A 24,681-nucleotide genomic window follows, 5' to 3' on the forward strand; every position below is an offset into this window, starting at 1 on the left:
GCTTACGCGCCTGCGCAATGGCTGCGTCTGGCGCCAGATACCGGCCTCCATCGGAGAAACTGTCCGAGGTTATGTTGACGATGCCGAAAATGATGAGCGATTTATTCATGGGGGCTTCTATAATAATAATAATCGAGCATGAGTCTCATACGGATGCTCGGGTCGAAAGGGAATCCCCAGGCGAGTAACCTGTTTGCGGTGATCCATTAGCTGCAGGAGCAGAAGAGCATACATCTGGAAGCAAAGCCAGGAAAGCGGCCTATGGAGCTGTGCGGCAGCGCTCAGTAGGCAATTTTTCAAAATATTGTTAAGCCTTTTCTGAGCATGGTATTTTTCATGGTATTACCAATTAGCAGGAAAATAAGCCATTGAATATAAAAGATAAAAATGTCTTGTTTACAATAGAGTGGGATATGTGGAGTCGATTAGTCCAATTTCTCGGTCAAAGCCCAAGGCCTTTTCGGCATTAACCAAGAGTCTGCTTAAGCACAATTTTCTGGTGGGTAATCATAACTTTTGCCTCATTTGTGATGGATTGATCTATCTTGATTCTACTGAATCGGATCATCGGATTGCCAAAGCCGTAGGTGGGCAAGGTGTTCTAGAGAATGGTCTGCTGGTTCATCCCATCTGTAATAGGATGAAATCAGATCTGAGCCTGGAAGAGATTAGAGCGGCTTTGTTTGGTGAATTACTGTATTAATCAACAGAGCGATGAGCTCATTTTTGCAGAAGTATCAATGATTAATCACATGATTTAACTTTTGATACATTCAGCCAATATGGTTATTTTTAATTCAGTCCAGAATCACAACCAGAAACTAGCTGTAGTTTCTGAATGACCGTCAAGGTCCTTAGTTTCGCCCATAGATTCCCTCTGTGGGCTTTTTTTGATCAAAAATTGTATAGATGCTCTAAAATAAACCTTTTAGCATTTCATAAGCAATTAGGATTAAGGCTGAGACCATCAGCACAACAAAAATGAGTTCCACTCTAGTTAACAACTTAGTTCCATTTACTTTTCACTTAATTTATATAGCAGTTAACTCGTAGCATAAATGAAATAACATGACATGGAAAATAATCAAAAAGACAGAATTTGGATTTTGATCAGATCTGCATGTTTACATGCTTCTACAGCAGCTTTGAATGTTTCACTTAACCTTTAAACTTTTCTTAAAACTAAATATATTTACATATACATTCTAAAATTTGATAGAATTTATTAAAACTTTAGATTCTAAGTGTAAATAATGAGAAGCGCTAATATTCGACGTGATGGCTACTTAAAATTTCTGAATACATGGCAAGACCGTGATGTCATTAAAGTACTTTCAGGTGTGCGTCGCTCTGGAAAATCCACCTTATTGGCGATGTTTCAACAAGACCTAAAAGCACAGGGCGTACAAGCCGAAAACATCATTGCCATCAACTTCGAATTTATGGAATTTGAAGAACTCACCGATTACCGTAAACTACATGATTATGTATTATCCAAAGTTGATAAAAGTAAAAAAAACTATGTTTTTTTAGATGAAATTCAACATGTTACAAATTTTGAGAAAGTAGTCGACTCTTTATATGTTCGGGATTATATCGATTTATATATTACAGGCTCAAATGCATTCTTTCTAAGTGGAGAACTTGCGACTTTACTTACAGGACGCTATATAGAGCAACATGTTTTACCCCTTTCATTCCAAGAATTTAAACAGTGGCATATTGAAAATAATCCGATCATCCAACAATTATCAAATCGTGATTTGTATGCCATGTATACGCGCAGTAGTTTCCCTTATACGCTTGCCATGACTAGCCAGCAGGAAACTTATGATTACTTGCAAGCGGTCTATGCCAGTGTAATGTTTAAAGATGTTATTCCACGTTTGAATACTGCCGATATTAACTCTCTCGAGCGTGTCACAAGATATTTGGCAAGCGTGACAGGCTCAGCTATTTCCATCAATAAAATTAAAAATACCTTTGTTTCAAGTGGGGTTAAAATTTCATTTGAAACAGTAAAACGCTATATTCAGGGCTTACAGGACAGTTTGTTATTTTATAGTGCCGCACAATTTAAAGTACGCGGGCGTGAGTTATTACAATCCTCTGAAAAATACTATTTAGTTGATGTCGGATTGCGCCGGATTATGTTGCCTGATGCTAATGCTGATCAAGGTCATATCTTAGAAAATGTGATTTATCTTGAGCTTGTCAGACGAGGTTATACGGTCTATGTAGGGCGGGTTGATGAATATGAAATTGATTTTGTTGCTGTCGATACTTTACAGAATTTAACTTATTATCAGGTGGCATTAGAAACGCTCAATGAGGAGACACTCAGCCGAGAGTTACGTCCATTACAGAAAATTTCTGATTCGTATCCCAAGTATTTGCTTACATTAGACACGATAGGGACTGAAGCGAATTATAATGGTATTGTAAAAATGAGTGCTCTCGATTGGTTGCTATCTGAAAATAAGTAAAGTTGAGGGTAGACATGGATACTATTATTTATTAATTAAAACTCAAAGACTTTTCAGCATTAACCAAGAGTGTGATCAAGCATAATTTCTGCTCCAATTGTGATGGATCGATTTACCTCGACTCGATTGAGTCAGACTATCATGATTGAGCCAGAGTCGCTTACTGAAAGTAGCGAGAATTGCGCTGGAGTTTCTGAAGGATATTAATTCCTTAGTTTGCCCATTCATCCATCTGGGCATTTTTTTTTTGATTAAAATACAATGCGGTTCTTGCTAAAAAATGACGGCACCCACCATAAAACACAATATTCCAAAAATAATCCAAGGCCATATCTTTGCCTTCGGTTGTTCTAAATTCTGAGGATTATATTCCGTGTGTTCTAGCGATGTCGGTTGTGGAACACGGGTCTTTTTAGAGTAAGGTTGGTGTTTAGAGTAAGATAGTCCCGTACCTGGAATGCCGACACTGGTTCGCGTACCTTTTTTCCCAATATTTAGAGAAGCACCAGGTTTGCCAATGCTGGCACTGCTGATGCCTTTATGGGTCAGATTAATTTTAAAACCCGGGAATAATTTAATACTTTTACGAAATCTAAAACCCATATTGCTCTCATTCTAAAACTTAGCTCAATTCACGCGCTATACCAGGATCCATGATCTGCTAGAGATCGTACTTTGACGGCTATCATCAGGATACTAGTATATTTTTTATCTGATGATTGCAATACTACCTTTAAATACCGTCAAAAATGTTTACTGTATATTTGCTGTAGGGTAATCTTAAAGCTGCTATTTATTGACTGATTGGTATATGACGACAGATAAGCATGAAGTCCTGCTACGAATGCGAGCGATCGAGCTGCTTGCATACTGGGAAGGTCGTTTGGTTACCAATCGTTTGATGAGCTGGTTTGGACTGAGTCGACAGCAGGCTTCTGCGGATATCAAGCGCTATAATACGCTGTATAACCCCGATGCCTTGATTCATGATCCATCGGTCAAGGGTTATGTGCCTAAGGCCAGCTTCCAGCCTGTACTGACTACAGCGCATATCAATGAATATCTCAATATGCTGTCAGGTTTGGTTAGTGAATCGCATGCGCTGATTGCGATGCCAGAACCGAATCTTGCAGCAGTTCAATTACCTGATCGCAGTGTACGTCCTGAAGTGATTCGGGAAGTTTTGCGTGCCTGCCGAAACCAAAACACTTTAAAAATGATTTATGCCTCGATGCAGAATCCGCAGTGGCATGAACGCATCATTTCCCCACACACCCTGGTGTATACCGGTTTTCGCTGGCATGTCCGTGCCTATTGCCATCAGAGCAAGCAGTTTAAGGACTTTTTACTCTCCAGAATTGATCGCACACCTGTTGTGGTGGCGATTGAGTCAGTAGACCCTGCTCAGGATCAGCAATGGCATGAAGAAATTGTACTGACGCTGATCCCTAATCCAAAATTGAACTCATCACAACAAGCGCTGGTCGAAAAAGACTTCGGCATGCCTGATGGCAGATTACAGATTCCGGTGAAAAAAGCCCTGGCTCACTATACCTTGCAGCGATATCAGGCCGCGATCACGCTGGCTGAGGCGGATGATGCCTTGAAATATCCCTTGGTACTACAACGCTCAGATATCGAAAAGCTGTCGTCTTACCTGTTTGATCAGGCCTCATAGGAGATTGGCCATGTTAGAACAATTTCATTATGACAGTGACCTGATTGGTGGCTCCCTGATGGTGCGTGAAAGCCGGCTGATCGCGGATCTGTTATTACGAGAAGCGACTCCAGAACAATGGCATCAGGCCATTCAGATTGACAATATTCTGCAAAAAAGAACGCCTGCTTCAGCTCAACGCAATGCCACCGCTATTCGTAAGCGTCTGGAGCGCTTAGAGCCTGATTTCTGGAAAGCACTACGTGATGGGGATGATGAGCTGGCGACCCAGGTGGCTTTTTGTAGCGCACTGGAACGCAACCTGTTGCTGCTTGAGTTTATGGAAACGGTGATGAGGGATGCCTATATCTCTCAGGCGCAATACTTGGACAGTTATATCTGGTCAGATTTTTTGGATGAACGCTCACAACGCGATCCGGATATCTGTGATTGGAAAGAGTCCAGCAAGAAAAAAATGGGGCAGGTGGTGTTTCGCATGCTGGCAGAAGCCGGTTACTTAAAAAGTACCCGTAAGCTGGAGTTGCAGCGCGTGATCGTCAGAGCAGAGCTGCGTAGCCTGTTGGAAGAACATTATAAACAACGCATTAAAAGATCTATGGAAGTGTCGCTATGGACGCGTTAGTTGTAGAGGGGCAGCAATGAGTCAAACAATACATGAGCGTCTGAACCAGATTCCAGAGCGAATTCTTTCCACTGAGTTTCTCACTGGACAAGGATTGGGTAATGAAATTGGCTTCTGGATTTTTGATTATGCGCCTGAAGATGAGCTGAAAGTCCGCGAATATCTTCATTTTCTTGAAGGGATGCTAGAGAAAAAACACAGTCAGCTGAAGGTGGTGAATATCAACCTGCTGCAAGCCGTGGTGGATTATCTGGCTGAGCGTAACTTCATCGATAAAGCCATTCAAATGCAAAAAGCCAAAGGCGATGATGCGCTGCTCAAAGCGCTGAAAGGCCCACTGCATATGGATAAGTTCGCGCCTTATCTGGTGAGTAAATATGCCACCAATGCGCAAGATATTGTGTTGATGACTGGGGTTGGGTCGGTTTGGCCACTGTTACGTGCCCATCACTTATTGAACAGTTTGCATTCGTTACTGGGGCATAAGCCAGTGGTGCTGTTTTACCCAGGCTATTACGACGGTCAAGCGATGAGTTTATTTGGAAAAATTCCAAGCAACAATTACTACAGAGCATTCAGATTAGTGCCTTAAACACGGCAAATAGAAATAAGAATTCGGGGGAATGGATTGAGATGAACATTAAAGAACTTTTTTACAAGCCATTAGATCGTGCGATTAACGGGGTGGTCAAGGCAGATCAGAATGACAATACCACGGTATATCAGGAACTTGATGAGTATGTGGTCACCAATGAACTGGAAAAGCATTTTCGGGACTTTTTCCAGTCTTATGGTACAGACCTAAGCGATCCTTCGATTGCCAATCGTGTCGGTGTGTGGATTTCAGGCTTCTTTGGTTCAGGTAAATCACATTTCCTGAAAACCTTGTCCTATATTCTGGCCAATAAAGTGGCAAGCGATGCTGAAGGTAAGGAACGTAGCGCAGCCGAGTTCTTTGATGAATCTAAAATCCGTGATGCGTTTATCCGTGCCGATATTGGCAAGGCCGTTAGCCATCATGCCGATGTCATCCTATTTAATATAGACAGTAAAGCCAGTTCCAATGATGATGGTAATCCGATTCTGAATGTGTTTTTACGCGTGTTTAACGAGTATCAGGGTTTTAGTGCTGACCATCCACATATTGCACATATGGAACGTCATCTGAGCCAGAAAGGGGTGTATGAGCGCTTTAAACAGGCTTTTGAAGAATCTAGCGGCATGTCTTGGCTAGAAGAACGTGACGGCTATCAGTTCTATCAGGATGATGTCGAAACCGCAATTTCCCAAGCCCTCAACTTATCAGCAGAAGCTGCGCATAAATGGTTTGAGGATTCTGAGCAGACCTTTAGTGTTTCGGTCGAAAACTTCTGTCAGTGGGTGAAAGAATACCTGGACAGCAAAGGACCCCAGCAACGCATGTTATTCTTGGTCGATGAAGTGGGGCAGTTTATTGGCAGCGATACCCGCTTGATGCTGACATTGCAAACCATTACTGAAAACCTAGGTACGATCTGTAAAGGCCGCGCTTGGATTATCGTGACCTCACAGGCAGACATCGATGCTGTTTTAGGTGAGATGTCTTCTTCCAAAGCCAATGACTTCTCCAAGATTGCTGGGCGTTTTAAAACCCGTTTATCACTGTCCAGTTCCAATACCGATGAAGTCATCCAGAAACGTTTATTACGTAAAACCCCAGAAGCAGAATCATTGCTCAGATCGGTGTTTGAGCAAAAGGGCGATATCTTAAAAAATCAGATTACCTTTGACCGTTCAGGCCCAACCCTCAAGAACTATGAGGGGCCAGACAGCTTTATTCATAACTATCCTTTTGCGCCGTACCATTTCCAGCTGGTGCAAAAAGTATTTGAAGAAATCCGTAAAGTCGGTGCGACCGGTGCACACCTGGCCTATGGTGAACGGTCCATGCTAGATGCGTTCCAGATGGCCGCGAATGCGATTGCCACAGATGAAGTCGGGGCACTGGTTCCTTTCCACCGCTTCTATACTTCAGTGGAAGGCTTCCTGGATACAGCAGTGAAGCGTACCATCGACCAGGCAGGGCAGAATAAGACCCTGGATGGTTTTGATGTGCAGATGCTGCGTACCCTGTTCATGATCCGCTATGTCGATATCATCAAAGGTACGCTGGATAACCTGGTGACTTTGTCGATTGAGAAAATTGATGAAGATAAGCTGGCATTGCGCAAGCGGATTGAAGAGAGCCTGCAGCGTCTGGAAAAAGAGAGCCTGATTACGAGGAATGGCGATGAGTTCCTGTTCCTGACCAATGAAGAACGTGATATTACCCGAAAAATCAAAGCCACTGACTTAGCAGCTTCAGAAGAAAATAAAGAGTTAGCCAATCTGATCTTTAAAGATTTACTGCGCGATCAGAACAAATACCGCCATCAAGCCAACAAGATGGACTATCAGATTGGTCGTTTCCTAGATAGCCATAGCCTGGATGGCAAGTATGAGAGCGATTTGAAAGTTGAAATCATTTCTCCACTGGATACGGAATACAACCTCTACACTGAAGCTTACTGTATTGGTAAAAGTACTCAGGCCGAAGGGCAGATACTGTTTAAACTGGCAGACGATAAACAGTTCTTTAATGAACTGCGCACCTGGCTGAAAACCAATAAATTCATCCGCTTAAATGATGATGGCACTCAGTCCGATATTTCCCGTATTCTGGCAGACCGTGGCCGTGAGAACCAAGAACGTAAAAAACGCCTGCGTGTCCGGGTCGAAGAAATGTTGCTGGACGCGGAAAGTTATGCCTTGGGTCAACATCTACAACTTTCATCTTCAAGTCCAACCACCAAGCTGGATGAGGCTTGTCGTTATTTGCTGGAAAACACCTATACCAAACTGAGCTATTTGCAGGTCTATCAGCAGGATGCCTGGCGTGAACTGAACGCCGTCTTGACTGTGGATGATATGGCGCAACTCGGATTGTCTCTGGATGGCGGTCAGAGCAATCCCAAAGCCCTACAGGAAGTGGAGCAGTACATTGCACTACGGGCCACCGGTACAGAGCGTATTCTAGTCTCAGATGTGATAGATCGTTTTGCCAAACGTCCTTATGGCTGGCCGGATGCCGAGATTTTACTGCTGGTGGGGCAGTTGGCGGCAATGGGGCGGATTTCACTGCAGTTAAATGGTGGCAGCTTACAGTTAAAAGATGCCTTTGAGCCTTTACAAAACAGTCGCCGTCGCCGTGATGTTTCCATTATTAAAAAGCGCCAGACTGATGATCAGGTGTTGAAACAGGCACGCCAACTGACCCAAGACCTATTCTCGGCCATGGGACCAGCGACAGAAAAAGAGCTGTTTGAGTTCTATACCCAAAACTTTAAGACCTGGTTAGCCAACTTTAAGTCGTATAAGAGCAAAACCGATGTCGGGCAATTCCCTGGCAAGAAAGTCATTGAGCGGTCGATTCTGACTTTAGAACGCTTGCTGGCCAATAGCGACAGCTTCGATTTCTTTAAAGCGGTGGTTGAGAACAAGGACGACTATCTGGATCTGGAAGAAGACTACCGTGATATTCATGAATTCTTTAGTAACCAGATGCCGAGCTGGCAGCAACTGCAACATGCCTTACGTCATTTTGAGAAAAACAAACAGGCGCTGGGCAGTGATGATGTGGCAAAAAAAGCCCTCTCCGAATTACATCGTATTTCCACGCTTGAATCGCCCTATGGCCTGTTAAATAAAGTCGCTGATTTGGTTCGTACAGTGGAAAGCGTCAATGAGCAATTGCTGACTGAGAAGCGTAGCCATGCGGTAGAGCAAATTGATGACAAGATCAAACAGTTAGAAGCTGAGATTAAAAACAGTGGCATCGCTACCGCTGAGCTGAGTAACAAGCTACTACGTCCGCTGCAATTGCTCAAAGCGGATATTGAAGTGGAAACTAGCCTATCCACCATCTATATGCTGCAAACCCAAACCGCCGTGGAGCGTTTTGATGAAGCCTTGTATGAGTTGGAAAGCGAAGTTGAGGCGGAAATCCAGCGTCAGGCCAAAGCGGCAGAACTGGCTCAGAGCAAAGCAGAGAGTGTAACCAACACTGCAACCACCGCCAGCCCAGGAACATCAACACCTGCTGCGAGTCCGGTACAGCCTGTGACAGCCGTAGTGCCACCGAAACCTGTTGTCGAAGTCGATGTCGCCAGCATTTACAGCAAAAGCTCAAGTAGTGTCTATCTGGAAACAGAAGAATCAGTGGATCAGTTTGTAGATGCACTCAAAGCTGAATTGAAAAAAATTGTGAATGATAAAAAGCGTGTGCGTATCCGCTAACAGGGCTTAAGGATATCGGCATCAGTCATTAATTAAAGGTTTAAAGATGAATACCAGTCATATTAAAAAATACGCACCGCAAGCACGTAACGATTTTATCGCAGCCATGCGCAAGCAGGCCACCAAATATGGCATCACCGCAGACAGCATTTTACCGGCTGAACAGAAAGGCGACTTGCTGCTGATTGGCGATCAGGTTTTTCCGCTATCAGTCATGAAACCACGTGACAAGCTGATCAAACGCATTCAAACCAGCAGTTTTGAGCAGACGATTGATTATATCGCTTATAGCTGGTTTAACCGTCTCTGTGCGATTCGTTACATGGAATGCAAAGGCTTACTGGATCATGGTCGCCGTGTGCTGAGCAGTGCAGATGGCAGTGCAGGCTTGCCACAGATTTTGGAAGAATGTCTGGATATTGAGCTACCGAATTTAGATGCCAGCCGTGTGGCTGAACTCAAACTGGATGGCAATAAAGACGAAGAACTCTATCGGGAACTGTTACTGGCCCAATGTCATGCATTGAATCAGGTCATGCCACTCTTGTTTGAACAGGTGTCTGATGAATCTGAACTACTATTACCTGACAATTTGACCAAAACCGACTCTTTGATACGTGATTTAGTGACCAGCATTCCTGAAGAAGACTGGTCGGATGTGCAAATTATTGGCTGGCTGTATCAGTTCTATATTTCTGAAAAGAAAGATCAAGTCATTGGTAAAGTCGTCAAGAGTGAAGACATTCCTGCAGCGACGCAACTCTTCACCCCAAACTGGATTGTAAAATATTTGGTACAGAACAGTGTCGGCCGCTTATGGATGATGGCACAGCCTGATAGTACGCTTTCCAGTGAGTGGGAATACTATATTCAACCGGCTGAGCAAAGCGACGAAGTCAATGCACAGTTAAAACAGTTGATTGATGTTCGTATTAGTGAAGATGGCGATACTTTAAACCCCGAAAGTATTACGGTACTCGATCCGGCCTGTGGTTCGGGGCATATTCTGGTGGAAGCCTATGATTGCCTCAAAGCCATTTACTTAGAACGTGGTTACCGTAGCCGTGATATTCCACGTTTGATTCTGGAAAATAACCTGTACGGGATTGATATTGATACCCGTGCGGCACAGCTCGCCAGTTTTGCACTGCTGATGAAAGCGCGTGAGGACGACCGCCGTTTATTTAGCAATCCACCGAAGCTGAATATTATTGCGTTACAGGATAGTCAGCCTGAGCGTTTAGATGCATTCAGTCAGGATTTGGCAAGTACTGGTATTGCTCAGACAGATTTAAAAGAGCTGCTGGAGCTATTTGAACATGCTTCAACTTTTGGGTCTTTGATTCAGGTACCAGCAACATTCGCTAAAAAGCTGCCTGATTTAGAAACCAAGCTGAATACAGCATTAGAGTCTGGTGATATTTTTGCGCAACAGTCAGCGCAGGAGCTGTTACCTCTAGTACAACAAGCGAAATTACTTGCTAAACAATATGATGCTGTGATTGCGAACCCGCCGTATATGGGCAACAAGTACTTAAATCCAAACCTTAAAACCTATTTAAAGAAAAATTATCTAGGCTATGAAAAAGATTTATTTTCAGCTTTTATGATTCGAGACTTACAACTAACAAAAGAAAGTGGTCAGCTTGGCTTTATGTCACCTTTTGTTTGGATGTTTATCTCTTCTTATGAAAATCTACGTGCTCACTTTATTGATCATGCAACAATTACCAGCTTGATTCAGTTGGAGTACTCTGGTTTTGATGGTGCAACGGTACCCATTTGTACATTCACATTGGCTAAGTCACATGTAAGTAATTTTATGGGGTCATATATACGTCTTTCTGATTTTAAAGGCTCTGAAAATCAGGCACCTAAAACATTAGAAGCGATTAACAATCATGATTGTGGTTGGTTTTTTAATGCTAAACCAGATGACTTTAAGAAAATTCCAGGTAGTCCTGTGGCTTATTGGGTGAGTGAAAAGGTAAGGGAGATTTTTGAGAAAAGTCCTTCTTTAGGAGAGGTTGCTGATGCACGACAAGGGCTTGCAACGGCTGATAACAATCGCTTTTTACGTTTATGGCAAGAAGTAAGCATTCGAAGAGTTGGATTTGGTTTGGAAAATCGAGAAAAAGCACAATTTTCAAGTAAAAAATGGTTTCCATACAATAAAGGGGGGGAGTATAGAAAGTGGTATGGTAATCAAGACTACTTAGTAAATTGGGAGCAGGATGGTTTAGAAATTCGTGAGAATATAGATGAGAATGGCAAACAGCGTTCTAGACCACAAAATACTGATTATTATTTTAACCCTTCTGTCAGTTGGTCCAAAATAACATCCTCTCTTTTTTCTATGAGGTATTTCCCAAGTGGATTTATTTTTGCTGATGCTGGAATGTCGGTTTTTGCTCAGGATTTAACAATAAAAAAAGTTATTGGCTGTCTAAATTCTAAGGTGTCAGAAACGCTTTTATCGAATATGTCACCGACCTTAAATTTTGAGGCCGGTACGATAAGCAAATTCCCATTAATAGAAGATATCAAGGACTCTCTGGAAGTTGTAAATCAGCTTATTGTTCAATCTAAATCTGATTGGGATGCCTATGAAACCTCATGGGATTTTAGTCAAAACCCTATCATTGGTACACACCAGCCAAATTTAGAAACAGCCTTTAATACATGGCAACAGCAAAATGCTAACGCCGTCGCTGAAATGAAACGCTTGGAAGAAGAAAACAATAAGCTGTTTATTGATGCTTATGGTTTACAGGATGAACTGACGCCAGACGTACCGGACGAGCAAATCACCCTGACCCGTGCCGATCGTGAAAAAGACAGCCAGCGTTTAGTCTCTTATGCCCTTGGCTGCATGATGGGACGTTATAGTCTAGATGAACCGGGCTTGATCTATGCCCATGCAGGCAATCAAGACTTTGATGCCAGCCGTTATCAAACATTCCCAGCAGATGCAGACGGTATTATTCCACTGACCGAAATGCACTGGTTCGAAGATGATGCAACGCACCGTATCCAAGAGTTCTTAACTGCGGTTTGGGGTAAAGACACTTTAGATACCAATATGCAGTGGCTGGCAGAAAGCTTGGCTAAAAAAGCCAACGAAACAGCTGAAGACACCATTCGCCGTTATCTCGCCAGCAAGTTCTACAAAGATCACATGCAGACCTATAAAAAGCGCCCGATCTACTGGTTATTCAGCAGTGGTAAACAGGGGGCTTTCCAGGCGTTGGTGTACTTGCACCGCTATAACGAAAGTACCTTGGCGCGTATGCGTACCGAATACGTGATGCCGCTGATTTCTAAAATGGCTGCCTATGCCAACTCTCTGGAAACAGCCAAAGAAAACAGTGACTCTGCGGCTGAAATCAAGCGTATCGAGAAAAAACTGCAAGACTTGCATAAGCAACAGGCTGAACTGAGTAGCTTTGAAGAAAAATTACGTCACTATGCCGATCAGCGTATATCACTGGATCTAGATGATGGGGTGAAAGTGAACTACGGCAAGTTTGGGGACTTGTTGGCTGAAGTGAAAGCGATTACGGGGGAGAAATGATGAATAGCTTTTCTTCCACACTAGATCATGCAGAGGTGGTTGCATGAACTTAAGTCAACTTCAACAAGGCCTGGAACAAGCCTTTTATACTGAACAACACCGAATCGTCTTTTGGTACGATGCGGAACAGTCCTTTAGCGAAGAAGTAAAAGCTTTAAATCTGGGGGATGTCCAGGTTCTAAATATGGCAGAAGAGTCGAGCCTGGCGATTAAGATAAAACTGGAACTGCAAGACCAGCAGGGTAAATACTTACTATATTTCCCAAGTCCAGAGCCTGAAACCGAAAAAGACTGGCTACTGGACATCAAGCTGTATTCACGCAGCTTCTATGCCGATCGTTTCTCGATTATCTTCAATGAGCTTGGCTTACAACAGCAAAGTTTAAGAGAACATCTGGCCAAACGTGAAGAGTTCCTCAAAGCCAAAGCACGTCTGAGCGCGTTAAAACGCTATATCCAGCCTGATGCAGATGCACAGGATCTAGATATGGCCATGATTGCAGCTGTGGTCAAGGCCGACAGTGCCGAGCTGATGCATATCGTTCTGGCGCTAGCAGATGAAATGGTACAGCAGAATCTGGATCTGGAAGTGAATCCAGACTCCTTTGCTGAACTGGAAAAATTCCAACTAGTGCCAGCTTTAGTCACAGCATTACAGGCGGAAATTGGTTATCCAGCATCGGTTGAAGAATTGAATGGGGAAGCACCATTCAAGCTCGGTACGTTCTTTATCCGTTTGATGAGCACAGGTTTCTGTGAAAGTCTGGGCGATATACCGCTATGGGCTCAGGAACTGGTGATGTCATCCGTCAGCTCCCGTGCGACGGCTAGAGCCTTTTTGTCGCGCTGGAGAGACAGCTCCAAATATTACCCAACCTTCGATACACTCTCCCAGACCGTGGCAAATGCACTGCGGATCCAAGAAAAGGTCGGGGCCTTTGATCTGGAGCAGCTGCTCGATGTCATGACTTTTGAAGTGATTGAACAAAAGATCATTGTCGATCTGTCCAGCCAGATCCCTGCAGCAACCAAAGCTGAACTGGAACATTTCAGAACGATTATTTCTACCCGTCTGGATGGCTATTGGGCTTCCAAACATAAGGATGATGCAACCCGCCGTAAATATCGCACTGTCTATACAGCGTTGCAGGCAGCCATTGACCTGTTCAGCCTGCGACAGCAGTTTGATGCCGGTTTCTATTTCGACTCTAGCGAAGCCTTGTATAAAGCCTACGAGCAGGAGTTGTATCGCTTTGATATGGCCTATCGCCACTACAGTGCTGCTTCTCAACGCGCTCATGTCGATATCCTGAAAAAACTCGATGAAGAAGTCGAAAATTGCTATGCCTACTGGTTTATCGATCACTTGGCACGAAACTGGGGCGAGCGTGTAGAAGCTGAGCAACGCTTGAATGTTTGGAAAATGACGGATATCCCAAATCAGCAGAATTTCTATGATACCCATGTCAGACCCTTGCTGAATTCTGCAACGAAACGCCGTATTGTGGTGATCATCAGTGATGCTTTTCGCTATGAAGCTGCGGTAGAGCTGCGTGATCGTATCAATGAAAAGCGTTATTCTGAAGCGACATTGTCTTCACAGCTGGGCGTTGTCCCAAGTTACACCACACTTGGCATGGCCTCGTTGTTGCCGCATCAGACTTTGGAGTACAAAGAGGCCGCAGGTGATGATGTTTTAGTAGATGGGCAGTCCAGCAAAGGGACTGCAGCACGATCCAAAATTCTGGCGGCCTATAATGGATTGGCGGTTACCGCTGAAACGGTAAAAGGCTGGTCGCGTGATGAAGGCCGTGAAGCGCTCAAAGACCATGATCTGATTTACGTTTATCACAACGTGATTGATGCTCGGGGAGACAGTGCCTCGACAGAATCAGAAACCTTTATGGCGGTGGAACATGCCATTGAAGAACTGACCGAACTTAGCCGCAAGATCTTGATGCATTTCAATATTTCTACCCTGTTGATCACAGCCGACCATGGCTTCTTGTTCCAGCAAAGTAAACTGGAATCTGCGGATCGTTCAAGCTTGACTGAAAAACCGACCAATGCATTGAAAAGCAAAAAACGCTATGTGATTGGGCATGGTTTACCAGAGAGCAAGGAAGCATGGAAAGGCTCAACCCAAGCTACGGCAGGCACACTATCTGCGACTGATTTCTGGATTCCAAAAGGGGCGAACCGTTTCCATTTTGTGGGAGGCTCACGTTTCGTACATGGCGGAATCATGCCTCAGGAAATTGTAGTGCCTGTACTGACAGTAAAACAGCTGCGTGGTGAAAAGGCTGGACAGCGGACCAAGCGTAAAGTTGAGGTCATTTCTACCAAATCCACGCTGAAGATGGTCAATAACATCCAGAAGTTTGATTTGATGCAAACCGAAGCTGTCAGTGAGCTGGTCATGCCAGTGACTTTATCCATTGCCATTTATGATGGGGATCTTAAAGTTTCCAGTGAAGAAACCTTGACTTTTGATAGCAGTACCGACTCTGTTGCCGATCGGGTCAAACAGGTCAGACTGTCATTATCCGGTACTGATTTTGACCGTAAGAAGGATTACTTCCTAGTGCTGAAGGACAAAGACCTGAATATCGAAATGCAACGCTATAAGGTCACCATTGATCTGGCATTTACCGATGACTTCTCCTGATAACGAATTAACGATAGAGCGTAGCCTACATGGAATCTGCTAACGATAAAGAACTGGATCAGCTGCTGAATGAACACTTTGCTGGGCGGGTGGTACGTAAGGATCTGACTAAACTGATCAAAGAAGGGGCAAATGTCCCTGTCTATGTACTCGAATACCTGCTGGGGATGTACTGTGCCTCGGATGATCCAGAGATCATTGAACAGGGACTACGTAACGTAAAGACCGTACTGGCTGAGAACTACGTCCGACCGGATGAAGCCGAGAAGGTGAAATCCCTGGTCCGTGAACGGGGCAGTTATAAGGTCATTGATCGGGTGACTGTAAAACTGAATGAGCGTAAAGACAAATACGAAGCATCATTTAGTAATCTGGGCATCAAAGATGCCGAAATCTCGGCAGGCATCGTCAAAGAGTATGAAAAATTACTTGTTGGTGGTATCTGGGTCATTGCTACGCTCAGTTACTATTATGAAGAAGGACAAACCAATTCTCCATTTGGGGTGAGTTTACTCAAGCCGATTCAAATGCCGAATATGAATATGGATGAACTTTTCAGTGGCAGAGCAGCATTAAGCACTGATCAGTGGCGCGAGAGTTTAATCCGTTCGATCGGCATGGAACCGGCTTCGTTAAAAGAGGACGTGCAATGGCACCTATTAGCGCGTATGGTTCCGTTCGTTGAAAATAACTATAACGTCTGTGAACTGGGACCACGCGGTACCGGGAAAAGCCATATTTACAAAGAGTGTTCACCGAATAGTATTCTAGTTTCAGGTGGGCAAACCACTGTCGCCAATCTGTTCTATAACATGAGTAGCCGCCGTATTGGTCTGGTGGGGTTGTGGGATGTGGTGGCCTTTGATGAAGTTGCCGGTATTTCCTTTAAGGACAAAGATGGCGTTCAGATCATGAAAGACTATATGGCCTCAGGATCTTTTGCCCGTGGTCGTGAACAGATGGAAGCCTCAGCTTCGATGGTTTTTGTGGGTAATATCAACCAAAGTGTGGAATCTCTGGTTAAAACCAGCCATCTCTTGGCGCCGTTCCCTGAAGCAATGATCGATTCAGCATTCTTTGATCGCTTTCATGCCTATATCCCGGGTTGGGAAATTCCAAAAATGCGTCCGGAATTCTTTACCAACCGTTATGGTCTAATCGTTGATTATCTTGCTGAATTCTTCCGGGAAATGCGTAAGCGTAGCTTTGCAGATTCCATTGAGAAGTACTTCAAACTCGGAAATAACCTGAATCAGCGCGATGTGATTGCCGTTCGCAAGACGGTTTCTGGATTGATGAAGTTGCTCTACCCACACGGTCAATTTAACAAAGAAGATGTACGGCAATGCCTGGAATATGCACTGCAGGTGCGCCGTCGGGTCAAAGAACAGCTGAAGAAAATTGGGGGGATGGAATTCTATGATGTTCATTTCAGCTACATTGATAATGATACCTTAGAAGAACATTTTGTATCAGTCAAAGAGCAGGGTGGAGGTGGACTTATTCCCGAAGGTCCTGCTAAACCAGGTTTTCTGTATACCATCGGGCTGAGTAATAAGGGCATGCCTGGGCTATACCGCTTAGAACTGCAAGTCACCAAAGGTTCAGGAAAATTGGCGACATCTGGCTTATGGAATTCAAGTAGTGCCAAAGAGCAGGTCAAGATCGCATTTGATTACTTCAAGGCCAATGCATCTCGAATCTCGGGTGGTAGTAAGGTGCTGGAACATGACTTCCACTTACATGTGGTTGAATTACAGAATACCGGGCCGCTCAGCCATCTTGCCTTGCCAAGTTTAGTGGCTTTCGCTTCTGGCCTGTTAGGACGATCGGTACAAAGTCAGATGGTGGTACTGGGTGATATGAGCTTGGGTGGCTCTGTGACTCCGGTGGAAAGTATTGCCGAATGTCTGCAAGTTGCTTTTGATGCGGGTGCCAAGAAGGTTGCTTTACCAATGAGTAGTGCGGCAGATATCCCAACGATTCCTGTGGAACTGTTTACCAAGTTCCAGACCAGCTTTTATGCAGATCCGGTGGATGCGGTGTTTAAAGGGTTAGGGGTGGATTAACTTTATCTCGAGCATGAGGAGTAGAGTTATGAGTTTTGTGCCTGTTTAAAATAAACAACCAATGAACCCCCATACCTATTTTTTAATTCTGGAATATATAGTTGTCCACTCATAATGCTCTCCTATGCAAAAAGAAGAGACGAAATTTGTCTAGGAGAGTGGTGGCTATTCACCCTGCTGAATATTGGTGTGCTCGGCAAAGGAATTGCTGCCTTTAATTCATGGCTTGCTCATTTCAACTGCCGACGAATTTGCTTTTAATTTGCGTCAGATTCGATTTTTTCTGCAATAACCGAGTAATTTGACGAGTGGAAAGATTCAGGATTTCAGCAGCACGGACCTGGGTAATACGATGATCTCTAACGTCTTGCAGTTCTGCAAGACGTTGAATTTCTTTGTCAGACATAGTGATCAGCATCTATATTTTATATCCAGTCCATGATGTTTAAACCATCATAAACTAGACATTTTTATTGGTGAGAATATAGACACTTTAAATGGTTTCTAACAAGTGTATTACGTATAACCACCATTATGTTAAATGGATGGTGAATTGGTGGGAAATTCAAGTTTTTAAATTTCGAACAAGAAATTTTATACTAAATGATATTGCCACAAGGGATCTTTATCCCAACGTTGGATTAAACACATTTTATCTAATTAAAAGCTGTCTACAAAATCGGTGGCTATTCATTTAATTTTATTTTAAATAATAAAATTATATAAGGTTAACAGGGGATCTATGATGCAAAAATTAAGTGTAAATTTAGAGAATTGCTTTGGGATAGGTAAGCTAAATCATGAATTTGATTTTTCTAAATCAAATTCATCACTGATATACGCTCCAAATGGCACCATGAAAACTTCATTTGCGAGAACCTTTGATTTACTTTCAAAAAATGATCCTAAAAACATTCCTAGAGATAGAGTATATAAATCTAGAGTTTCCAAATATGAAGTCACTGTTGATAACGTAGAAATTGATTCAAGTAGTATTTTAGTTATTAACTCAGAAGATAATAGTTTTGATGGATCAAATAAAATTAGTAGTTTTTTAGCTAAAAAAGAACTTAAACAAAAATATGATCAAATCTATAAAGATCTGGATGAAAGAAAAAATCAATTTATAAGAAAACTTAAACTTATTTCTCAAAGTAGTGACTGTGAAAAAGAAATATTAAATACATTCTCAGATATTTCACAAACATCATTGTTTGAGATTCTTAGCACTATAAAAGATGAAATTAAAACTGATTATATTAAAATATCATTTAAATACAATGATGTATTTGATTCAAAAGGAAAGGTTTTAAGTTTTCTTGAGAAAAATAAAACCATATTAGATCAGTATATTTCTAACTATAAAAGTGTGGTATCTAAATCTAGTTTCTTTAAGGAAAATAGCAGTGGCACCTTTGGTACATATCAGGCAAATGAGATAATTAAATCTATTTCCGACAATGCTTTTTTTTATGCTGGTCACACTTTTGTTTTAGAAGATAAGACAGTCATAAATGACTCTATAGCATTGAAAAAAATTGTTGATTCAGAGCTAGAAAACATCTTGCAAGATGAAAAATTGAAAGTCGCTTTCGAAAAAGTAGATAAAGCGATTTCAAATAACATTGAGCTTCGAAATTTTCAAAAAGTAATCGAAAAAGATAATTTAATATTAGTAGATCTAGAAAATTATCATGATTTTAAGAAGAAAGTATGGATTTCATTTTTATCTGAAATTAAGACAGATGCTGACCTTTTAATAGAGCTTTATCTCGATAAGAAAAAAGATCTAGAAGTAATCATCCAAGAAGCGAAAAAAGATTCAGACATTTGGGATCGTATTATTGATACTTTTAATTCTAGATTTTTTGTACCTTTCAAGGTTGTTTTGAGCAATAAGGAGGACATTATTTTAAAGAAGGACACAGCAACTTTAGATTTTCTTTATGCTGATAGAAATGATGAACCGGTCAATCAAGATAAAAATAGCCTAATTGATATTCTTAGTAAGGGAGAGCAAAGAGCATACTTTATCCTTCAATTTTTATTCGAATTAGAGGCTAGAAAGGCTAATAATTCCTCAAATTTATTAGTGTTAGATGATATATCTGATTCATTTGACTACAAGAATAAATTTGCGATTATTGAATATATTTCTGATTTAATAGAATTAGACAATTTTAGAATTATTATCCTCACGCATAATTTTGATTTCTATAGAACAGTTGCCTCAAGATTAAACTTACATAGATCAGCAATTTATATGGCAACCAAGAATGATCACAAAGAAATTTTTTTACAAAATGGTCAATACTTCGGCAGTGTTTTTTCGCATCTTGTTGAGAAATTTCAAGAACCTAAAACTTTTATTAGTCTTATAGCATTTGTAAGAAATTTGATTGAATACAGCGAAATCCAGAATAGTCCAGATTTTTTGACATTAACTAGTTGTTTGCACTTAAAAGATGATAGTAACAGCTTAACCTCTAGTGATATTTTCGAAGTTTTCTCAAGAAAAATAGCTTTTTTGAATGGTAAAAACATCACATTTGGCGATGAAAGGATACTTGATTTAATTTACCGTACAGCTAGTAATATAGCTCAAGATCCAAACGTTAATGAAATCCTTCTCCAAAATAAAATTTCATTAGCAATTGCTATTAGATTAAAAGCAGAAAACTACTTAATTTCTAAGTTGCCAAATCTAGACTTACAGAAAATCAAATCAAATCAAACTAGTGGTTTATGTAGAGAATATATTAGGCTTTATCCTACATGTGAGCATCTAACATTAATTAGTAAGATCAATTTAATGACTCCAGAGAATATTCATATCAATGCTTTTATGTATGAGCCTCTAATCGATATGTCTTTACACCACTTAATTAAATTATATGAAGAAGTATGTCTTTTAAATCAGCTTAATCCACTTCCATTAGGCCAAGCTAATGCATCTATAGCGGTTTAAAGTGAATAACCAATTTTTGTAAACATTTTATAGCTCTTCTAAAATTAACATAATACACGTTATACGAAGTTGAAAAAGGGAGCTTAAAGCTCCCTTTTTTACTAGTTTTTTTTAAATTGCTAAGCGTAAATTCAGTGCTTTTACGACTTTAATAACAGTATCAAAGCTTGGATTTACATCGCCAGAAAGTGCTTTATAAAGACTTTCTCGACCTAAACCAGTGTCTCTTGATAATTGAGCCATTCCTTTAGCTTTAGCAATATTACCTAAAGCTTTTGCAATGAATGCCGCATCACCATTAGATTCATCGATACAGGCTTGTAGGTAAGCTTGCATATCTTCTTCTGTTTTAAGATGTTCAGCACTGTCCCATTTACGAAGTTTGATAGCCATTTACAGCTCCTCCTCTAAATCTTGTGCTAATTGTAGGGCAAGTTTTATATCTTTACTTTGCGTAGACTTGTCTCCGCCTGCTAAAAGAATAACGACCCTTTGCCCTTGCTTACAGTAATAGATCCTGTAGCCAGGTCCAAAGAAGAAACGTAATTCAGAAACACCTTCACCTACTGGTTCAGTATCTCCAAAGTTTCCATCTTCAACCCGATCAATTCGGACTTGTATACGTCTTTTTGCCTGCTGGTCTTTTAACTTAGTAAACCAGTCATCAAAGACTTCAGTGGTATATATTGAGTACATAAGAGTAATGTATCCTATAGGATACATTCATGCAAGAAATAAACTTGAATGTATGGGGCTACAACAGAATTTCGTATAACCACCATTATGTTAAATGGCATCCTAAACTTTATTTAAAGAAGAACTATCTATAACATCCCTCATCATAAATTTTATTATTGGGGGAAAAGTGTCTAACGATATTGAAAAACAAACATTAATTCCGAAGTTAGAAAAGCCGCATCAAAAAACTTATCTGACAACTCCTATAGGACGATTTGTAGAGAGAGCATCTTATATAGATTTATTTATTTTTGGTTTTATAGTTATTTTTTCATCAGCATTGTATTTTTGGTTAATCCCTCCTGATCATTCTTTAAATAAAGAGAATATAGATATTTTTGATGCTTTATATTTTAGTATCGTGACTTTTACATCACTTGGATACGGAGATTTAAGCCCTATAGGATATGGTCGTCTTATTGCAGCTTTTGTCGTAGTGCTAGGCTTACTATTCATTGCTCTACTAGTTGGGAAATTCGCTTCTGAAAGACAGCAAACAATCCTTTTATTATTGCACACAAGTGATTGTCAAAGACGAATAAGCAACTTCTCTTTAGAAATAGAAGAAATAAATGCGTTATTAAATAATGGAGGTAATATAGAAAAAGACCTTCACTTAGCTGCAAATATTTTAGAGATTACGGCTAAATATTTAATATTTAATGCTAATCAAGCTAGATTAATTTCTTTCGGAAATGAAAGTGCATTAGCTTCACTTTATAAAGAGATATCTAAGTTACAAGAGACAAGTTTAAAAATACACAAAAATGAAAATGAAAATTTATTGATATCAAGACGTTCTTTAGCATTAGTAAATCGTTGCCATGGAGTGGTTCGTCAAATGGTAGTTTTACATCAAAACTCTAAAGAAGATAAATCATATACACAGCTTTTTATAATTAAGCTATTAAATTTTTTAAGAATAAAACAGCAAAAACCTTTAAGTGGATCTATGCTTCGTATTAATGGAACTTTTGAAAAAATGAATAATGACATCATTCTCTTAAAAAGATGGTCTCAAGGAAAGGCGACTCCAATTATAATCAATGATGTTTATAACCATGCTCCTATTGGTCCACAAGAAAATTGGCCTACTAACATTCACAAGGAAATTGCAAAAACACTTGGTATTTCTAATAATCTAGTAAGTAAAAGTATTAATATACTTCTTGAAAAACGTAAGTTACCAAAAAAGAAATAGATATAAGAATCTGTGTATTATGTTAACTTTCCTAAAATTAACATAATACACCTTATGCGAAATGCGTTATAATTATCTATAGAAATCAATGCTGTAGTTCCTTTTTTGCCCAACCTCCCCCAAGGTGGGCTTTTTTTTATGATTTTTCATGTTCCACGACCTCTAAATGAACCGTACTGGGTTTATCGGAGAGAAGTTTTTAATATCTAAATTTATGTAACTATAGAGTATAGCCTAACGGAACAAAATAAAGTCTTAAAAAGCAACTCAAAAACCGTATTTATAGACTTAATATTTAATTTCGGTACAATATGTATTTAATTATCTAAACTCTAACGGTACAGAATGCCTAATCAGGTCGGATATATTCGAGTCAGTTCAACTGAACAAAATACTGAACGTCAATTAGATGGAATCAGCCTGGATAAGACCTTTACTGAAAAGGCAAGCGGTGGTAGCCGTGAACGTCCTCAGTTAAATGCAATGCTCGACTATCTGCGTGAAGGTGATACGGTGCATGTTCATAGTATTGATCGTCTGGCACGTAATACAAATGATCTGAACGAAATTGTGAATAGTCTGAATGATCGTGGTATAACCATTATTTTTCATAAAGAGAATTTGACCTTCAGTCATGATGTAGCACAATCGGCAATAAATAAACTCATGTTTCAGATGCTTGCTGCATTTGCAGAGTTTGAACGCTCCATGATCCGTGAGCGTCAAAAGGAAGGAATTGCAAAAGCCAAAGCGAAGGGCTTATATAAGGGAAGAAAGCGGAAGGTTGACTATGTTGAAATACGAAAAGCAATGGCTGAAGAAAATTCAACATTTAGAGGTGTTGCAGAAAAGTTTAAAGTAGGGATAGCAACAGTACAAAGAGCTTTAAAAGAAGAAACTAATAATCAATAAGGTTGATTAATGAAGACGCTTAGATATTCAAATTTAGAAAAGATCATGACCATTTATACTGAAATTTCTACTTATATTACATTTCATAATGCGACTGGTTTAACAGATATAAATAAATCAATGGAAGATTTTTGAACCGTACCGGGTTTGTCGGAGACCAAGCTTTCTGAGAGAATGTCCCGATGAAAAAAGTAAAATATACCCCTGAAATCAGAGAAAGAGCGGTTCAATTATTGATTGAATCCGAGAAAGATTATCCATCGAATTGGGCTGCGATCACCGCTATTGCTCCCTGAGCAGTATACTGCGCAAGGGTTGTACTCCTGAAACACTACGTGTTTGGTATCAAAAATATTTAGATAAACAAAATCCAGTTAAAGTACAGCAGCTTTCAGACCAAGAACGTATCAAACAACTCGAACGCGAAAATAAAGAACTGCAACGCGCCAATGAAATTCTACGTAAAGCAGCCGCTTTTTTCGCCCAGGCGGAGCTCGACCGCCCACACAAATAATGGTGGATTTTATCCATAATAATAAAGAGCTGTACGGAGTCGAGGCGATTTGTAGAATTTTACCGATCGCACCTTCAACCTATTACCGGACTCTAGATCTCTGTGAAAATCCAGAACATCGAGCAAAGCGAGATTTACATGACTTGCATCATGCTGAGGAGATTAAACGAATTTGGAAGGAAAGTTCAGGTCGGTATGGTGTACGTAAAGTCTGGCAAAAACTGAAACGTGAAGGCTATATTATTGCGCGCTGTACTGTTGCTCGATTAATGCAAAAGCTAGGTATAAAAGGTGTTTGGCGTGGTAAGAACAAACAAACCACCCGTAGCCGAGATGATCAAAAACGAGCGGATGACTTGGTAAAACGTAATTTTACTGCTGATCATCCTGACCAACTGTGGGTGAGTGACTTTACGTATATTCAAACAAATTCAGGCTGGGTTTATACTGCATTTATTATTGATGTGTTCTCACGAGCAATTGTTGGATGGAAAGTATCGACACGGATGAATACAGATATGGTGCTCGATGCATTGGAGCAAGCATTGCATGATCGAGGCATGCCAAAGAATGTGATTCATCATTCCGACAGAGGTGTGCAATATCTTTCCATTCGCTATACCAATCGTTTAGAAGCAGCAAATTTACGAGCATCAGTCGGTACGACTGGTGATTCATACGATAATGCTTTGGCTGAAACGGTGAATGGCTTATACAAAACAGAGGTGATTGAATATCTAAAAGCAGATTGGCAAGGTTTAGCGGATGTACAACTTGCGACACTAAATTGGGTAGATTGGTTCAATAAAGGGCACTGTTGCAAAGTTAGCGATGAGGCAGCCTTTTGTCTTATTCAAAGGCCTTACATTTCAAAAACTCTGCTTACCAGGCGCATTTCGCCCAGGGGATCACCATAATAAAATGCTGAGGCCTGGCC

14 protein-coding genes, 5 pseudogenes and 1 other annotated feature are annotated in these 24,681 nt (G+C 40.9%); of the genes and pseudogenes, 13 read left to right on the top strand and 6 right to left on the bottom strand.

Going from position 1 to position 24,681, the window contains the following annotated elements; genetic code table 11:
- Nucleotides 1–109, bottom strand: a pseudogene (locus tag FTU55_RS12590) (dihydropteroate synthase); the annotation flags it as partial.
- 282 nt (nucleotides 110–391) lie between these two features.
- On the opposite strand from FTU55_RS12590, the pseudogene FTU55_RS12595 reads away from it, so the two are divergent.
- Both FTU55_RS12595 and FTU55_RS12600 read left to right on the top strand, forming a co-directional pair.
- A pseudogene (locus FTU55_RS12595) lies at nucleotides 392–703 on the top strand (HNH endonuclease signature motif containing protein); the annotation flags it as partial.
- 550 nt (nucleotides 704–1,253) lie between these two features.
- The gene (locus FTU55_RS12600; protein WP_160255372.1) at nucleotides 1,254–2,486 is read left to right on the top strand and encodes an ATP-binding protein; all 1,233 of its coding nucleotides are present in this window, start codon (nucleotides 1,254–1,256) and stop codon (nucleotides 2,484–2,486) included.
- A gap of 273 nt (nucleotides 2,487–2,759) precedes the next feature.
- On the opposite strand, the gene FTU55_RS12605 is transcribed toward FTU55_RS12600, so the two are convergent.
- Nucleotides 2,760–3,089: a DUF4236 domain-containing protein gene (locus FTU55_RS12605; RefSeq protein ID WP_005403805.1), complete on the bottom strand. Its 330-nt coding sequence runs from the start codon at nucleotides 3,087–3,089 to the stop codon at nucleotides 2,760–2,762.
- Nucleotides 3,090–3,297: 208 nt separating this feature from the next.
- Here FTU55_RS12605 and FTU55_RS12610 point away from each other — a divergent pair, with 208 nt between their 5' ends.
- From FTU55_RS12610 to brxL, 7 genes are read left to right on the top strand one after another with little or no spacing between them, the layout of a single operon-like run.
- On the top strand, nucleotides 3,298–4,164 hold the full coding sequence (locus FTU55_RS12610; protein ID WP_180047258.1) for a WYL domain-containing protein: 867 nt from the start codon (nucleotides 3,298–3,300) through the stop codon (nucleotides 4,162–4,164).
- Nucleotides 4,165–4,174: 10 nt separating this feature from the next.
- A complete protein-coding gene (locus FTU55_RS12615; protein WP_125269806.1) occupies nucleotides 4,175–4,786 on the top strand; it encodes a DUF1819 family protein in 612 nt (203 codons plus the stop codon).
- A 16-nt stretch (nucleotides 4,787–4,802) separates the two neighbouring features.
- Nucleotides 4,803–5,378: a DUF1788 domain-containing protein gene (locus tag FTU55_RS12620; protein WP_151726278.1), complete on the top strand. Its 576-nt coding sequence runs from the start codon at nucleotides 4,803–4,805 to the stop codon at nucleotides 5,376–5,378.
- A 41-nt stretch (nucleotides 5,379–5,419) separates the two neighbouring features.
- Nucleotides 5,420–9,100: a BREX system P-loop protein BrxC gene (gene brxC / locus FTU55_RS12625; RefSeq protein ID WP_180047260.1), complete on the top strand. Its 3,681-nt coding sequence runs from the start codon at nucleotides 5,420–5,422 to the stop codon at nucleotides 9,098–9,100.
- A gap of 46 nt (nucleotides 9,101–9,146) precedes the next feature.
- Nucleotides 9,147–12,674, top strand: coding sequence for a BREX-1 system adenine-specific DNA-methyltransferase PglX (pglX, locus tag FTU55_RS12630; protein ID WP_180047262.1), 3,528 nt, complete (start codon nucleotides 9,147–9,149; stop codon nucleotides 12,672–12,674).
- A 43-nt stretch (nucleotides 12,675–12,717) separates the two neighbouring features.
- The gene (gene pglZ, locus FTU55_RS12635; protein ID WP_180047264.1) at nucleotides 12,718–15,342 is read left to right on the top strand and encodes a BREX-1 system phosphatase PglZ type A; all 2,625 of its coding nucleotides are present in this window, start codon (nucleotides 12,718–12,720) and stop codon (nucleotides 15,340–15,342) included.
- A gap of 29 nt (nucleotides 15,343–15,371) precedes the next feature.
- On the top strand, nucleotides 15,372–17,411 hold the full coding sequence (gene brxL / locus FTU55_RS12640) for a protease Lon-related BREX system protein BrxL (protein WP_180047266.1): 2,040 nt from the start codon (nucleotides 15,372–15,374) through the stop codon (nucleotides 17,409–17,411).
- Nucleotides 17,412–17,691: 280 nt separating this feature from the next.
- Here brxL and FTU55_RS12645 read toward each other — a convergent pair.
- Nucleotides 17,692–17,829: pseudogene (locus FTU55_RS12645) on the bottom strand (ISNCY family transposase); the annotation flags it as partial.
- 327 nt (nucleotides 17,830–18,156) lie between these two features.
- Here FTU55_RS12645 and FTU55_RS12650 point away from each other — a divergent pair.
- Entirely contained in the window at nucleotides 18,157–20,379 is a 2,223-nt protein-coding gene (locus tag FTU55_RS12650) for a hypothetical protein (protein ID WP_180047268.1), read from the top strand.
- Nucleotides 20,380–20,490: 111 nt separating this feature from the next.
- Here FTU55_RS12650 and FTU55_RS12655 read toward each other — a convergent pair whose 3' ends face one another.
- Nucleotides 20,491–20,772 carry an addiction module antidote protein gene (locus tag FTU55_RS12655; RefSeq protein ID WP_000985610.1) on the bottom strand — a complete coding sequence of 94 codons (282 nt, stop codon included), beginning with the start codon at nucleotides 20,770–20,772 and terminating at the stop codon, nucleotides 20,491–20,493.
- On the bottom strand, nucleotides 20,773–21,075 hold the full coding sequence (locus tag FTU55_RS12660) for a type II toxin-antitoxin system RelE/ParE family toxin (RefSeq protein WP_000286964.1): 303 nt from the start codon (nucleotides 21,073–21,075) through the stop codon (nucleotides 20,773–20,775). It abuts the gene before it with no gap.
- A 169-nt stretch (nucleotides 21,076–21,244) separates the two neighbouring features.
- On the opposite strand from FTU55_RS12660, the gene FTU55_RS12665 reads away from it, so the two are divergent.
- The 3 genes and pseudogenes from FTU55_RS12665 to FTU55_RS12675 all read left to right on the top strand — a co-directional run.
- Nucleotides 21,245–22,318, top strand: a complete 1,074-nt coding sequence (locus FTU55_RS12665) for a potassium channel family protein (RefSeq protein ID WP_218949120.1) — start codon at nucleotides 21,245–21,247, stop codon at nucleotides 22,316–22,318.
- 345 nt (nucleotides 22,319–22,663) lie between these two features.
- A complete protein-coding gene (locus FTU55_RS12670) occupies nucleotides 22,664–23,230 on the top strand; it encodes a recombinase family protein (RefSeq protein WP_006581699.1) in 567 nt (188 codons plus the stop codon).
- Between the two features lie 182 nt (nucleotides 23,231–23,412).
- A pseudogene (locus tag FTU55_RS12675) lies at nucleotides 23,413–24,553 on the top strand (IS3 family transposase); the annotation flags it as partial.
- Nucleotides 23,702–23,818, top strand: a sequence feature (AL1L pseudoknot). It overlaps the preceding pseudogene by 117 nt.
- 53 nt (nucleotides 24,554–24,606) lie before the next feature.
- On the opposite strand, the pseudogene FTU55_RS12680 reads toward FTU55_RS12675, so the two are convergent.
- A pseudogene (locus tag FTU55_RS12680) lies at nucleotides 24,607–24,681 on the bottom strand (IS6 family transposase); the annotation flags it as partial.

This window comes from Acinetobacter sp. YH12117, from assembly GCF_013418865.1.
In the GTDB taxonomy this organism is placed as follows: Bacteria; Pseudomonadota; Gammaproteobacteria; order Pseudomonadales; family Moraxellaceae; genus Acinetobacter; species Acinetobacter indicus.

Excerpts from the sequence above, each read along its gene's own strand:
- FTU55_RS12615 (WP_125269806.1), top strand. The coding sequence starts at position 4,175 with ATGTTAGAACAATTTCATTATGACAGTGACCTGATTGGTGGCTCCCTG.
- FTU55_RS12600 (WP_160255372.1), top strand. The coding sequence starts at position 1,254 with ATGAGAAGCGCTAATATTCGACGTGATGGCTACTTAAAATTTCTGAAT.
- FTU55_RS12650 (WP_180047268.1), top strand. The coding sequence starts at position 18,157 with ATGCAAAAATTAAGTGTAAATTTAGAGAATTGCTTTGGGATAGGTAAG.
- pglZ (WP_180047264.1), top strand. The coding sequence starts at position 12,718 with ATGAACTTAAGTCAACTTCAACAAGGCCTGGAACAAGCCTTTTATACT.
- brxC (WP_180047260.1), top strand. The coding sequence starts at position 5,420 with ATGAACATTAAAGAACTTTTTTACAAGCCATTAGATCGTGCGATTAAC.
- FTU55_RS12605 (WP_005403805.1), bottom strand. The coding sequence starts at position 3,089 with ATGGGTTTTAGATTTCGTAAAAGTATTAAATTATTCCCGGGTTTTAAA.
- FTU55_RS12655 (WP_000985610.1), bottom strand. The coding sequence starts at position 20,772 with ATGGCTATCAAACTTCGTAAATGGGACAGTGCTGAACATCTTAAAACA.
- pglX (WP_180047262.1), top strand. The coding sequence starts at position 9,147 with ATGAATACCAGTCATATTAAAAAATACGCACCGCAAGCACGTAACGAT.
- FTU55_RS12670 (WP_006581699.1), top strand. The coding sequence starts at position 22,664 with ATGCCTAATCAGGTCGGATATATTCGAGTCAGTTCAACTGAACAAAAT.
- brxL (WP_180047266.1), top strand. The coding sequence starts at position 15,372 with ATGGAATCTGCTAACGATAAAGAACTGGATCAGCTGCTGAATGAACAC.
- FTU55_RS12610 (WP_180047258.1), top strand. The coding sequence starts at position 3,298 with ATGACGACAGATAAGCATGAAGTCCTGCTACGAATGCGAGCGATCGAG.
- FTU55_RS12660 (WP_000286964.1), bottom strand. The coding sequence starts at position 21,075 with ATGTACTCAATATATACCACTGAAGTCTTTGATGACTGGTTTACTAAG.
- FTU55_RS12620 (WP_151726278.1), top strand. The coding sequence starts at position 4,803 with ATGAGTCAAACAATACATGAGCGTCTGAACCAGATTCCAGAGCGAATT.